A 12,083-nucleotide genomic window follows, 5' to 3' on the forward strand; every position below is an offset into this window, starting at 1 on the left:
CGCCGGATCCGCAAGTCGGTGCGAGTCATACGTAAAGTTGTGTCCCGGCGCTGCCAGCGCGGGCGCGGAAGCAAAGAATTCACCCAGGAGACAGTCATGTCCGCCGTACCAGAGCAGATTCTCGGCGCCTCGAGCGCCAACGACGCCGATCCCCAGGAAACCCATGAATGGCTCGACGCCCTGCAGGGCGTCCTGGCCGCCGAAGGTCCGGCGCGCGCCGCTTTCCTGATCGACAAACAGATCGAATACGCACGCGTGAACGGCGTCACCCAGCCGTTCCACGCCGAGACGCAGTACATCAACACGATTCCGGTCGAGCAGCAGGCCCGCATTCCCGGCGACCAGGACATCGAGCACCGCATCCGCTCATACACCCGCTGGAACGCCATGGCGATGGTGCTGCGCGCCAACAAGCACACCAATGTCGGCGGCCACATCTCGTCGTTTGCCTCGGCGGCCACGCTGTATGACGTCGGCTACAACCACTTCTGGCGCGCCCCGTCGGAAGCCAGCGGCGGCGACCTGGTCTTCGTGCAGGGCCATTCGGCTCCGGGCGTGTATTCGCGCGCCTTCCTGCTCGGCCGCCTGACCCAGGACCAGCTCGACAACTTCCGCCAGGAAGTGGACGGCAAGGGCATCTCGTCCTACCCGCACCCGTGGCTGATGCCGGACTTCTGGCAGTTCCCGACGGTGTCGATGGGCCTGGGCCCGATCATGGCCATCTACCAGGCCCGCTTCATGAAGTACCTGGACAGCCGCGGCCTGGCCAAGGCCGGCGACCGCAAGGTCTGGGCCTTCCTGGGCGACGGCGAGACCGACGAGCCGGAATCGCTGGGCGCGATCGGCATGGCCGGCCGCGAGAAGCTCGACAACCTGGTCTTCGTCATCAACTGCAACCTGCAGCGCCTGGACGGCCCGGTGCGCGGCAATGGCAAGATCATCCAGGAGCTGGAGTCCGAATTCCGCGGTGCCGGCTGGAACGTGATCAAGGTGGTGTGGGGCAGCAAGTGGGATTCCCTTCTGGCGCGCGACACCAAGGGCCTGCTGATGAAGCGCATGATGGAATGCGTGGACGGCGAGTACCAGACCATGAAGGCCAAGGACGGCGCCTACGTCCGGGAGCACTTCTTCAACACGCCTGAACTGAAAGCGATGGTCGCCGACTGGTCCGACGAGGACATCTGGCGCCTGAACCGCGGCGGCCACGACCCGCACAAGATCTACGCCGCCTACAAGTCCGCCAGCGAGCACAAGGGCCAGCCCACGCTGATCCTGGCCAAGACCATCAAGGGTTATGGCATGGGCGACGCCGGCCAGGCCATGAACGTGGCCCACCAGCAGAAGAAGATGCCGGTGGACGCGATCCGCAAGTTCCGCGACCAGTTCAACCTCCCTGTTGCCGACGACCAGCTCGAAGATGTGCCGTACATCACGTTCCCGGAAGGCTCGAAGGAACTGGAATACATGCGCCAGGCGCGCATGAACCTGGGCGGCTACCTGCCGGCCCGCCGCCAGAAGGCCGAGGCGCTGCCGGTGCCGCAACTGGCTGCGTTCGACGCGTTGCTCAAGGCCACCGGCGAAGGCCGCGAAGTGTCCACCACCATGGCCTTCGTGCGGATCCTGAACACCCTGCTGAAAGACAAGCAGATCGGCAAGCACGTGGTGCCCATCGTCCCGGACGAGTCGCGCACCTTCGGCATGGAAGGCCTGTTCCGCCAGGTCGGCATTTGGAACCAGGAAGGCCAGAAGTACGTGCCGGAAGACCATGACCAGCTGATGTTCTACAAGGAATCGCAGACTGGCCAGGTGCTGCAGGAAGGCATCAACGAAGCCGGCGCCATGTGCGACTGGATCGCCGCCGCCACGTCGTACTCGACGCACGGCGTGCAGATGATCCCGTTCTACATCTACTATTCGATGTTCGGCATCCAGCGTATCGGCGACCTGTGCTGGGCCGCTGCCGACATGCGCTCGCGCGGCTTCCTGCTGGGCGGCACCGCCGGCCGCACCACGCTGAACGGCGAAGGCCTGCAGCATGAAGACGGCCACTCGCACGTGTTCCACGCCGCCATCCCGAACTGCATCTCGTACGACCCGACCTTCCAGTACGAGCTGGCAGTGGTCATGCAGGACGGCCTGCGCCGCATGTACGCCGAGCAGGAAGACGTCTACTACTACCTGACGGTGATGAACGAGAACTACGAGCATCCGGAAATGCCGGCTGGCGTAGAGCAGGATATCGTCAAGGGCATGTACCAGTTCCGCAAGGGCGTCGAGAACAGCAACGCGCCGCGCGTGCAGCTGCTGGGCTCGGGCACGATCTTCCGCGAAGTGATCGCCGCTGCTGACCTTCTCAAGAAGGACTGGGGCGTGGAATCGGACCTGTGGGGCTGCCCGAGCTTCACCGAACTGGCCCGCGAAGGCCACGACGTCGAGCGCTTCAACCTGCTGCACCCGACCGAGACCCCGCGCGAATCGCACGTGGCCAAGAGCCTGAAGTCGGCCCGCGGCCCGGTGATCGCCTCCACCGACTACGTGCGCGCCTTTGCCGAGCAGATCCGTCCGTTCGTGCCGCGCCGCTACGTGGTGCTGGGCACCGACGGTTTCGGCCGCTCGGATACGCGCGAGAAGCTGCGCCACTTCTTTGAAGTGGACCGCTACTGGGTCACGCTGGCCGCGCTCAAGGCGCTGGCCGACGAGGGTGCGATCGGCCGCGACAAGGTCGCCGAGGCCATCAAGAAGTACAACCTCGACCCGAACAAGCCCAACCCGATGTCGGTCTGATCCGGCAGCCAGCACCAACCCCCGCAGTACGGCAACGCCGTGCCGCGGGCGCCCCGGCCAGACGCCGGACGGCGCCTTGCGGCATGGCGGCGTGACAGAAGCGGGCGGCGAAGGTAATCTCGCCGCTTGCGGACGTCGCGCGTGCCGGCCTGCCCAGGAGACACTGAATGAGTCAAGCGATTGAAATCAAGGTGCCGGATATCGGCGACTATGACGCCGTTCCCGTCATTGAAGTGCATGTGAAACCCGGCGACAGCATCAACGCGGAAGACGCGCTGGTGACGCTGGAGTCGGACAAGGCCACCATGGACGTGCCCTCGCCGCAGGGCGGCGTGGTCAAGGACGTCAGGATCAAGGTTGGCGACAACGTTGCCGAAGGCTCGGTGCTGGTGATGCTGGAGCCGGCCGGCCAGGCCGCTGCTGCGCCCGCGCCTGCAGCCGCACCGGCGCCTGCCGCCGCTGCACCGGCGCCGGCACCCGCCGCAGCGCCTACGCCGGCCCCGGCCCCGGCCGCAGCGCCGGCTGGCGGTGGCGGCATCATCGAGGTGAAGGTGCCTGATATCGGCGACTACGACGCCGTGCCGGTCATCGAAGTCCACGTCAAGGTGGGCGACACCATCAACGCCGAAGACGCCGTGGTGACGCTGGAGTCCGACAAGGCCACCATGGACGTGCCGTCGCCGCAAGGCGGCGTGGTCAAGGAAGTCAAGGTCAAGGTCGGCGACAACGTCGCCCAGGGCACGCTGCTGCTGATCCTGGAAGGCGCGGCCGCAGCGGCCGCCCCCGCCGCTGCGGCCGCGGCACCGGCTCCGGCGGCCAGCGCGCCCGCACCGGCCCCCGCAGCCGCCCCGGCTCCGGCCGCAGCGCCTGCTGCCGCGCCGGCCGCCGCTGGCGCAACCGGCAAGGCCGCCCACGCCAGCCCCTCGGTGCGCAAGTTCGCACGCGAGCTGGGCGTGGACGTGTCGCGCGTGCCGGGCACCGGCCCCAAGGGCCGTATCACCCAGGAAGACGTGCAGAGCTACGTCAAGGGCGTGATGACCGGCCAGGCCGCCGCGCCCGCGCAGGCCGCCGCGGCTGGCGCCGGTGGTGGCGAGCTCGGCCTGCTGCCGTGGCCGAAGGTCGATTTCACCCGCTTTGGCGAGGTCGAAAGCAAGGCCCTGTCGCGCATCAAGAAGATCTCGGGCGCCAACCTGCACCGCAACTGGGTCATGATCCCGCACGTCACCAACCATGACGAAGCGGACATCACCGAACTGGAAGCTTTCCGCGTCCAGCTGAACAAGGAAAACGAGAAGGCCGGCATCAAGGTGACGATGCTCGCGTTCATGATCAAGGCCACGGTGGCGGCGCTGAAGAAGTTCCCGAACTTCAATGCCTCGCTGGACGGTGACAACCTGGTGCTGAAGAAGTACTTCAACATCGGTTTCGCCGCCGACACCCCGAACGGCCTGGTCGTGCCGGTGATCAAGGACGCCGACAAGAAGGGCGTGCTCGAGATCAGCCAGGAGATGAACGAGCTGGCCAAGCTGGCGCGCGACGGCAAGCTCAAGCCGGACCAGATGCAGGGTGGCTGCTTCTCGATCTCGTCGCTGGGCGGCATTGGCGGCACGTACTTCACGCCAATCATAAATGCGCCGGAAGTGGCCATCATGGGCGTGTGCAAGTCGTACCAGAAGCCCGTGTGGGACGGCAAGCAGTTCGTGCCGCGCCTGACGCTGCCGCTGTCGCTGTCGTGGGACCACCGCGTCATCGACGGTGCCGAGGCCGCGCGCTTCAACACGTACTTCGGGCAACTGCTGGCGGATTTCCGCCGGATCCTGCTGTAAGCGGGGTTGCGCCGGGCGGGCTGGCCGATGGCCTGGCCTGCCCGGCGCACCACGCGCAACCGGGAGCGAGCCATGACTACCTGTGTGGTCGTCAGGAAGGGCGCCGAGGTGGCCATCGCGGCAGATGCGCTGGTCACCTTTGGCGACACGCGTCTGTCGCGCGCCTACGAGCGCAACCAGAAGGTGTTCCCGGTGGGCGACGGCTTTATCGCCCTGGCCGGGACCACTGCGCACTTTCCGGTCATGCGCACGCTGCTGGCGGGGCTGGGTGAAGAGTGCCGGCTGGGCTCGCGCGATGACGTGTTCCGCACCTTCCTGAAGGTGCATGAGAAGCTGAAGTCGGACTATTTCGTCAACACCAAGGAAGACGAGGACGATCCCTACGAGTCGTCGCAGATCGTATGCCTGATCGCCAATCCGGCTGGCATCTTCGGCGTCTACTCGTACCGCGAGGTGTTTTCGTTCGACCGCTTCTGGGGTATCGGCTCGGGCCGCAACTACGCACTGGGCGCGATGCATGCGGTCTATGACCGGCCGGACCTGGATGCGGGCGAGATCGCGCGTATCGGCGTCGATGCGGGCGTGGAGTTCGACAAGAGTTCGGCTGGGCCGATCGAGGTGCACACCGTGCGGCTGCACGAGGGTGACGCTGCGCCGGCACCGGCGACTGGCGGTACCACGAGCGGCAATCCGGCAACCGGTAATACTGCACCCGACAGCGCGGCAACCAACAACGACGGCGCGCCCTGAAGCCGAGAGGCGGGCGCGCATAGAGGAGCAAACATGAGTGTGATCGAAGTCAAGGTGCCGGATATCGGCGATTTCGACGCGGTGGAAGTGATCGAGGTGCTGGTCAAGGCCGGCGACACGGTCGAGGTGGAACAGTCCCTGATCGTGCTGGAATCCGACAAGGCCAGCATGGACGTGCCGTCGTCGGCCGCCGGCAAGGTGGTCGAGGTCAGGGTCAAGGTCGGCGACAAGGTCGGCCAGGGTGCGGTGATCTGCACCATCGAGGCCCAGCAGGCCGCGGCCGCCCCGGCGCCCGCGCAAGCCCCGGCACCGGCGCAGGCTCCCGCACCCGCACCCGCGGCGGCTGCGGCCCCGGCTCCTGCCGCCGCCAGCCACAGCGGCGGCGCCGATATCCAGTGCGAGATGCTGGTGCTGGGCGCTGGCCCCGGCGGCTACTCGGCCGCCTTCCGCGCCGCGGACCTGGGCATGAACACGGTGCTGGTGGAGCGCTACGGCACCCTGGGCGGCGTCTGCCTGAACGTGGGCTGCATCCCGTCCAAGGCGCTGCTGCACAACGCCGCCGTGATCGATGAAGCCAAGGCGCTGGCTGCCCACGGCATCCTGTTCGGCGAAGCCAAGATCGACCTGGACGGCCTGCGCCACTACAAGAACCAGGTGGTCGGCAAGCTGACCGGCGGCCTGGCCGGCATGGCCAAGGCGCGCAAGGTGCAGGTGGTGCGCGGCGTCGGCAATTTCCTCGACCCGCATCACCTGGAGGTGGAGCTGACTGAGGGCGAGGGCAAGCAGACCACCGGCAAGAAGACCGTGATCCGCTTCGAGAAGGCGATCATCGCCGCCGGCAGCCAGGCGGTGAAGCTGCCTTTCATCCCGGAAGACCCGCGCATCGTCGACTCGACCGGCGCGCTGGAGCTGCCCGAAGTGCCCAACAAGATGCTGGTCATCGGCGGCGGCATCATCGGCCTGGAAATGGCCACGGTGTACAGCACGCTGGGTGCCGACATCGACGTCGTGGAAATGCTCGACGGCCTGATGAACGGCGCTGACCGTGACCTGGTCAAGGTCTGGGAAAAGAAGAACAAGGACCGCTTCGGCAAGGTCATGCTGAAGACCAAGACCGTCGGGGTGGAAGCCAGGCCGGACGGCATCTACGTCAAGTTCGAAGGCGAAGCCGCACCGGCCGAGCCGCAGCGCTATGACCTGGTGCTGGTGTCGGTGGGCCGCTCGCCCAATGGCAAGCGCATCAGCGCCGAGAAGGCCGGCGTTGCCGTGACCGACCGCGGCTTTATCGACGTCGACAATCAGTTGCGCACCAACGTGCCGCATATCTTTGCGATCGGCGATATCGTCGGCCAGCCGATGCTGGCACACAAGGCCGTGCACGAAGCGCACGTTGCCGCAGAAGCCGCGCACGGCGAGAAGGCTTACTTCGACGCCAAGCAGATCCCGTCGGTGGCCTTCACCGATCCGGAAGTGGCCTGGGCCGGCGTGACCGAAGACGAGTGCAAGGAGAAGGGGATCAAGTACAGCAAGGGCGTGTTCCCCTGGGCGGCGTCGGGCCGCGCCATCGCCAACGGCCGCGACGAGGGCTTCACCAAGCTGATCTTCGACGAGGAAACCCATCGCGTGATCGGCGGCGGCATCGTCGGCACGCATGCCGGCGACCTGATCAGCGAAGTCTGCCTGGCGATCGAGATGGGCGCCGATGCGGTGGATATCGGCAAGACCATCCACCCGCACCCGACGCTGGGTGAGTCGATCGGCATGGCGGCGGAGATTTACGAAGGTACGTGCACTGACGTGCCGCCGCCGCGCAAGCGCTGAGCGCCGTTCGCTGCAAGCGAGAAAGCCCGCCTGGCCAGGCGGGTTTTTTCATAGGGAAGTATGCAATTAACCGCCAGGATTTCCCGGCGCCCGCGAGGTCTGGCTGCCACGACCGATTGCGTCGCGGCCAGGGTGCCGATTGCGACAGAACCGGGGCAAGACCCTCGATGCCTATACTGAACTCAGTCGACATGCATCCCAAGGCAAGCGAGGGCGGCGCTGCATATTCGCACACGGCCGATCGCTTGCCGGATGCCTGCTGGCGGGATCCGGTGGCCCCCCCGGTGGCTACCGCTTAGCTGACAAGGAGGCACGACGTGTTCAGGCATCTTCTTGTTGCCGTAGACGGCTCCGCTCTGGCCGAAGCGGCCTTTCGCAAGGCACTGGCGTTTGCGCAGGAGACGCAGGCCAGCATTACGGCGGTGCGCGCCTGCCCAGATTTCCACATCACGACTTACCATACCGAAATGCTCACCGACACCCGGGAGCAGTTCGAAGAGGCGGTCCTCGAGGACGCATCGAAATACCTCGACGGCATCGCGCGAGAGGCCGCCGCGGCAGGCGTGCCCTGTGACACCAGCAGCGTGGTCGACGATCACCCCTACGATGCCATCATCAAGGCTGCCGAAGAAAAGGATTGTGACCTGATTGTCATGGCGTCTCATGGACGCAGCGGTGTGAAGGGGCTGTTGATCGGCAGCGAAACCCTGAAGGTACTGACCCACAGCAAGATTCCCGTGCTGGTATATCGCTAAACGTCGCGTGAATGGGTCGCCGGCATCGATGACGCCGGACACGTTCGTGACGCCACCATGGTGCCTGTGACGGGCGCCATAAAGGATCCGCCATGAGCACACGCCGCTATGTCGTGATGATCGACCAGCCCAGGGACGTTGCCGACGAGCAGATGGCAGAGTACATCAAGCATGCCATCGCCGGCTGGGGTGCCGGATTGCCCCCGCCTCCGGCGGACAGCCCGTTCTTCGACCTGGATGTGTTGTCGGTAACAGTGGTCAGCAAACCGCACAAGGACCATCCATGAAGGATGCGCCTGGCTCAGGCAGCTATCCCGGCCGTTACTGGCATTTCCTGGATGACGGCCGCATGCAGTGCGACCTGTGCCCGCGCCATTGCCGCCTGCATGGCGAGCAGCGCGGCGCTTGCTTCGTGCGCCAGCGGATGGCGCTGACCGCCTATGGCCGCTCGTCCGGCTTCTGTATCGATCCTGTCGAAAAGGAGCCGCTCAACCACTTTTACCCGGGCTCCGCTGTCCTGGGCGGCGGCGGATTCCTGTGCACATCGTGGAATAGGCCGGCATGCAGGCGTGGGGCTCTCCGCCGCTGGTCACTGGGACCAACCTCGTGGAAGGATGAAGAACAAAAAAAAAGCCCGACCTGTAGAGGTCGGGTTTAACGATACCTTTGGACAAGGAGACCGCGGTACCGAGGAGACATCGGCAGACAAGGCAGCGCCGCTCCAGCTCGGTCAGGGCACTACCTTCATCGTTGGCAAAGCACACCGCAAACGCCAGGCGTCGATATGCTTTGCCAACGGACCGGCCGCAGCCGGTCCATCTTCAACGCAGACTGCTATCAGGCAGCCGTCGTCTTCTTCGCCGTGGCCGTACGGGCCGTGGCGCTGGCTTGCTGGGCAGCCTTGGTGGCAGCCGTTGCCGCAGCCTGGAAGTTGGTTTCGGCGATTTCGACCGCTTGCTTGGTCGCCTTCTGCACCGACTCGTAGGCGTTGTTGGCAGCGGAGATCGCCGACTTCACGATGGCCACGGTCGATTCCGAACCGGCCGGGGCGTTCTTGGCGAGGTTCTCGACCAGGGCTTGCACGTTCTTCGAGCCTTCGGCCAGTTGGGCCTCGGCTACCTTGGTGAATTCGCTCTGGGTTTCCGAAGCGATTTCATACAGGTGGCGGGTGTAGGCCAGGGTCTTTTCGGCAACCGGCTGCACGGCTGCGGCCTGGATGGCCAGCAGTTCCTGTGCGTCCTTGGCCGACAGCGCCTTCTTGGCGTTGTCCACGCTTTCTGCGAACGTGGTCTTGACGACCTGCAGGTTCAGCTCGACGAGCTTTTCGACGCCTTCAAACGCCTTGGTGGTCAGGCCGAACAGCGTTTCGAGGTTAGCCTTTTGCGCTGCTGCAACTTGTTCCGGGGTGAGGATCATTGCTGGTCTCCAGTGGTGAACTTCAAGGTCTAGCAAATTAAGCCGCCTAGATGTCAGGGCCGTGACGGCGTTGTGCCCGAATCGGCCAGCCCAGGCGTGTGGGTGGGTCAAGGCGCATTTCTTGTTTGGTGCGCCGCAACAATTCCTATTTTAGAGACGCCGGATTCAATGTCAAGTGGATTTTGTGCGATGCACAAAACAGCGTTGCACGCGATACACGGATGTGGCTGCGCCGCCACCCCGGGGCGCTCCGGCGATGGCCGGGCAGGGGTGCTACTATCGCAGACTGCCCGCGCCCGCACGGCTGGCCGCCGCCGGGGATCCAACAAGACGTGAACAGAACCGCCCAGGCCACCGCCATGCTCGCTTTCTACGCCGACCACTTTGTGCTGCCACTGCCAACCGGGCACCGTTTCCCGATGCGCAAGTACAGCATGCTGCGCGATGCCGTCGCGGCGCAGGTGCCGGGGCTGCGCCTGGTGGAGGCGCCGCGCGCGGGTGACGACGCCTTGTTGCTGGCGCACACGCCCGGGTACGTGCAGGCCGCGTCAGCCGGCACGCTCGACGCGTCGCGCCAGCGCGAAATTGGCTTCCCGTGGTCCGAGGCCATGGTGGAACGCTCGCGGCGCTCCGCTGGCGCCACCATCGAGGCCTGCAGGATGGCGCTGCGCGAAGGCATTGCCGTGAACCTGGCGGGCGGCACCCACCATGCGTATGCCGACAAGGGCGGCGGCTTCTGCGTGTTCAACGATGCCGCCATTGCGGCCCGCGTGCTGCAGCGCGATGGCGCCGTGCGGCGCGTGGCCGTGGTCGACCTGGACGTGCACCAGGGCAATGGCACCGCGTCGATCCTGCAAGGCGATCCGTCCGTGTTCACGCTGTCGCTGCATGGCGAGAAGAACTATCCGTTCCGCAAAGAGGCCAGCGACCTGGACGTCGGCCTGCCGGACGGCTGCGACGACGACACCTATGCGCAGGCGCTGCAGGCGGCGCTGGGCACGCTGTTCAGCCGCTTCGATCCTGAGCTGCTCATCTACCTGGCCGGTGCCGATCCGCATGAGGGCGATCGCCTCGGGCGGCTCAGGCTGACCCTTGCGGGCCTGGCACGGCGCGACCGGCTGGTGTTCGATGCCGCGCATGCGCGCCAGTTGCCGGTGGCGGTGGCGATGGCGGGCGGCTACGGCAACCAGATCGAGGACACTGTTGCGGTCCACGCGCAGACTGTGAGCCTGGCCGCGCAATATCACGCGCGCCATGCACAGGTGGCGCTGGCCTCATGAGCGGGGTGATGGAGCAAGGCGGCGCAGCGGCAGGCGCCCGCGCCACGTTGTGGGTGGCGTCGATGCCGTGGCTGTTCGTGCTGATCTGGAGCACCGGCTTTATCGTCGCCAAATACGGCATGCCGTATGCGGAGCCGATGACCTTTCTGTTCCTGCGCTTTGCCGGCGTGGTGGTGCTGATGGTGCCATTCGTGCTGCTGGCGCGCGTGCCGCTGCCGCGCCTGCCAGGCAAGGCGGAAACAGACTGGCGCGCGGTCGGCCATATCGCCGTCGCCGGGCTGCTGCTGCAGACGGGCTACCTGGGCGGCGTCTGGGCGGCGATCAAGCTTGGCATGCCCGCCGGGGTATCGGCGCTGATCGTTGGCATGCAGCCGATCCTGACCGCGCTGATCGCCACGCGCATGGGTGAGCGCATCGGCGCGCACCAGTGGCTGGGGCTGCTGCTGGGCATTGCCGGCGTGGCGCTGGTGGTGGCCAACAAGCTGGGTGCCAGCGGGCTCACGCCGGCAAGCCTGGCACTGGCGGGTGGCGCCTTGCTCAGCATCACGGTCGGCACGGTCTACCAGAAGCACTTCTGCCCGGTGTTCGACCTGCGCATGGGCTCGGTGATCCAGTTCGCCGCGGCGGCACTTGCGTGCGTGCCGTTCATGTTCCTGTTCGAGACCCGCGCGGTGCAGTGGAGTGCCGCGATGTTTGGTGCCATGGCGTGGTCGGTGGTGGCGCTGTCGATCGGCGCGATCTCGCTGCTGTTCCTGCTGATCCGGCAGGGCGCGGCCACCAAAGTGTCCAGCCTGATGTACCTGACGCCGCCCACTACCGCGGTGATGGCCTGGCTGCTCTTCGGCGAGCGCTTTCCGCCGCTGGCCGCCGCCGGCATGGTGCTCGCGGCGCTTGGGGTCGCACTTGTCATCCGCCGCTAGCCGCGGCGCGTTCGTGTTGCGTATGCGGGATTTCAGAATATTCCTCTCCCCTCTTGTCCCGCCCACGTCTCATGAAACCGCAAGCCGAGTCGCGCAGTGCCTATCCGTACTTCCAGCCGATCACCACGCGTTGGATGGATAACGATGTCTATGGCCACATCAACAACGTTGTCTACTACAGTTACTTTGATACCGTGGTGAATACCTACCTGATCCGGCAGGGCGTGCTCGATGTCACGTCGGGCGACACGATCGGGCTGGTGATCGAGACGCAGTGCAACTACTTCTCGTCGCTCAGCTTCCCCGAGACCGTCGTGGCCGGCCTGCGCGTGACAAGGCTGGGTACGTCGAGCGTGCGCTATGAGGTCGGGCTGTTCAGCGGCGACAACGAGACCGCTGCCGCGCAGGGGCATTTCATCCACGTCTATGTCGATCGCGCCACGCGCCGGCCGGTGCCGTTGCCCGAGCCGCTGCGCGAGGCGTTGCTGCCGTTGGTGATGACCGACGCAGTGACGGGCGGGCAAGGGTAAG

Annotated in this window: 11 protein-coding genes; 10 read left to right on the forward strand and 1 reads right to left on the reverse strand. The window is 65.8% G+C overall.

The genetic code is table 11. The annotated features are described in order from the left end of the window. Positions 1-96 precede the first annotated feature (96 nt). The 7 genes from aceE (at position 97) to A3A5_RS44580 (ending at position 8,594) form a co-directional block, all read left to right on the forward strand. Complete coding sequence (gene aceE, locus A3A5_RS0109430) at positions 97-2,784, forward strand: pyruvate dehydrogenase (acetyl-transferring), homodimeric type (protein ID WP_018310346.1); 2,688 nt, start codon at positions 97-99, stop codon at positions 2,782-2,784. 167 nt (positions 2,785-2,951) lie between these two features. Then, entirely contained in the window at positions 2,952-4,610 is a 1,659-nt protein-coding gene (gene aceF, locus A3A5_RS0109435; protein ID WP_018310347.1) for a dihydrolipoyllysine-residue acetyltransferase, read from the forward strand. 72 nt (positions 4,611-4,682) lie between these two features. Then, positions 4,683-5,360, forward strand: coding sequence for an MFS transporter (locus A3A5_RS0109440; RefSeq protein WP_018310348.1), 678 nt, complete (start codon positions 4,683-4,685; stop codon positions 5,358-5,360). Positions 5,361-5,393: 33 nt separating this feature from the next. Continuing rightward, entirely contained in the window at positions 5,394-7,181 is a 1,788-nt protein-coding gene (gene lpdA, locus A3A5_RS0109445) for a dihydrolipoyl dehydrogenase (protein WP_018310349.1), read from the forward strand. Between the two features lie 317 nt (positions 7,182-7,498). Then, complete coding sequence (locus tag A3A5_RS0109450; RefSeq protein WP_018310350.1) at positions 7,499-7,936, forward strand: universal stress protein; 438 nt, start codon at positions 7,499-7,501, stop codon at positions 7,934-7,936. Positions 7,937-8,028: 92 nt separating this feature from the next. After that, a complete protein-coding gene (locus A3A5_RS0109455; RefSeq protein ID WP_018310351.1) occupies positions 8,029-8,223 on the forward strand; it encodes a hypothetical protein in 195 nt (64 codons plus the stop codon). After that, entirely contained in the window at positions 8,220-8,594 is a 375-nt protein-coding gene (locus A3A5_RS44580; RefSeq protein ID WP_232431302.1) for a hypothetical protein, read from the forward strand. The genes A3A5_RS0109455 and A3A5_RS44580 overlap by 4 nt, the downstream gene beginning before the upstream one ends. A gap of 179 nt (positions 8,595-8,773) precedes the next feature. Here A3A5_RS44580 and phaP1 read toward each other — a convergent pair whose 3' ends face one another. Further along, positions 8,774-9,352, reverse strand: coding sequence for a TIGR01841 family phasin PhaP1 (gene phaP1, locus A3A5_RS0109465; protein ID WP_018310353.1), 579 nt, complete (start codon positions 9,350-9,352; stop codon positions 8,774-8,776). Positions 9,353-9,711: 359 nt separating this feature from the next. On the opposite strand from phaP1, the gene A3A5_RS0109470 reads away from it, so the two are divergent. From A3A5_RS0109470 to A3A5_RS0109480, 3 genes are all read left to right on the forward strand, one after another. Then, complete coding sequence (locus A3A5_RS0109470) at positions 9,712-10,632, forward strand: histone deacetylase (RefSeq protein WP_018310354.1); 921 nt, start codon at positions 9,712-9,714, stop codon at positions 10,630-10,632. Then, on the forward strand, positions 10,629-11,552 hold the full coding sequence (locus A3A5_RS0109475; protein ID WP_198293120.1) for a DMT family transporter: 924 nt from the start codon (positions 10,629-10,631) through the stop codon (positions 11,550-11,552). Before A3A5_RS0109470 ends, A3A5_RS0109475 begins: the two co-directional genes overlap by 4 nt. A gap of 71 nt (positions 11,553-11,623) precedes the next feature. Then, entirely contained in the window at positions 11,624-12,082 is a 459-nt protein-coding gene (locus A3A5_RS0109480) for a thioesterase family protein (RefSeq protein WP_018310356.1), read from the forward strand. The last annotated feature ends 1 nt before the right edge of the window (position 12,083 follow it).

Origin of the sequence: Cupriavidus sp. UYPR2.512 (assembly GCF_000379565.1) — a bacterium.
GTDB lineage: Bacteria > Pseudomonadota > Gammaproteobacteria > Burkholderiales > Burkholderiaceae > Cupriavidus.

Coding starts and splice junctions, on each gene's coding strand:
- lpdA (WP_018310349.1), top strand. CDS start 5,394: ATGAGTGTGATCGAAGTCAAGGTGCCGGATATCGGCGATTTCGACGCG.
- A3A5_RS0109455 (WP_018310351.1), top strand. CDS start 8,029: ATGAGCACACGCCGCTATGTCGTGATGATCGACCAGCCCAGGGACGTT.
- aceF (WP_018310347.1), top strand. CDS start 2,952: ATGAGTCAAGCGATTGAAATCAAGGTGCCGGATATCGGCGACTATGAC.
- A3A5_RS0109470 (WP_018310354.1), top strand. CDS start 9,712: ATGCTCGCTTTCTACGCCGACCACTTTGTGCTGCCACTGCCAACCGGG.
- A3A5_RS0109480 (WP_018310356.1), top strand. CDS start 11,624: ATGAAACCGCAAGCCGAGTCGCGCAGTGCCTATCCGTACTTCCAGCCG.
- aceE (WP_018310346.1), top strand. CDS start 97: ATGTCCGCCGTACCAGAGCAGATTCTCGGCGCCTCGAGCGCCAACGAC.
- A3A5_RS0109440 (WP_018310348.1), top strand. CDS start 4,683: ATGACTACCTGTGTGGTCGTCAGGAAGGGCGCCGAGGTGGCCATCGCG.
- A3A5_RS0109475 (WP_198293120.1), top strand. CDS start 10,629: ATGAGCGGGGTGATGGAGCAAGGCGGCGCAGCGGCAGGCGCCCGCGCC.
- phaP1 (WP_018310353.1), bottom strand. CDS start 9,352: ATGATCCTCACCCCGGAACAAGTTGCAGCAGCGCAAAAGGCTAACCTC.
- A3A5_RS44580 (WP_232431302.1), top strand. CDS start 8,220: ATGAAGGATGCGCCTGGCTCAGGCAGCTATCCCGGCCGTTACTGGCAT.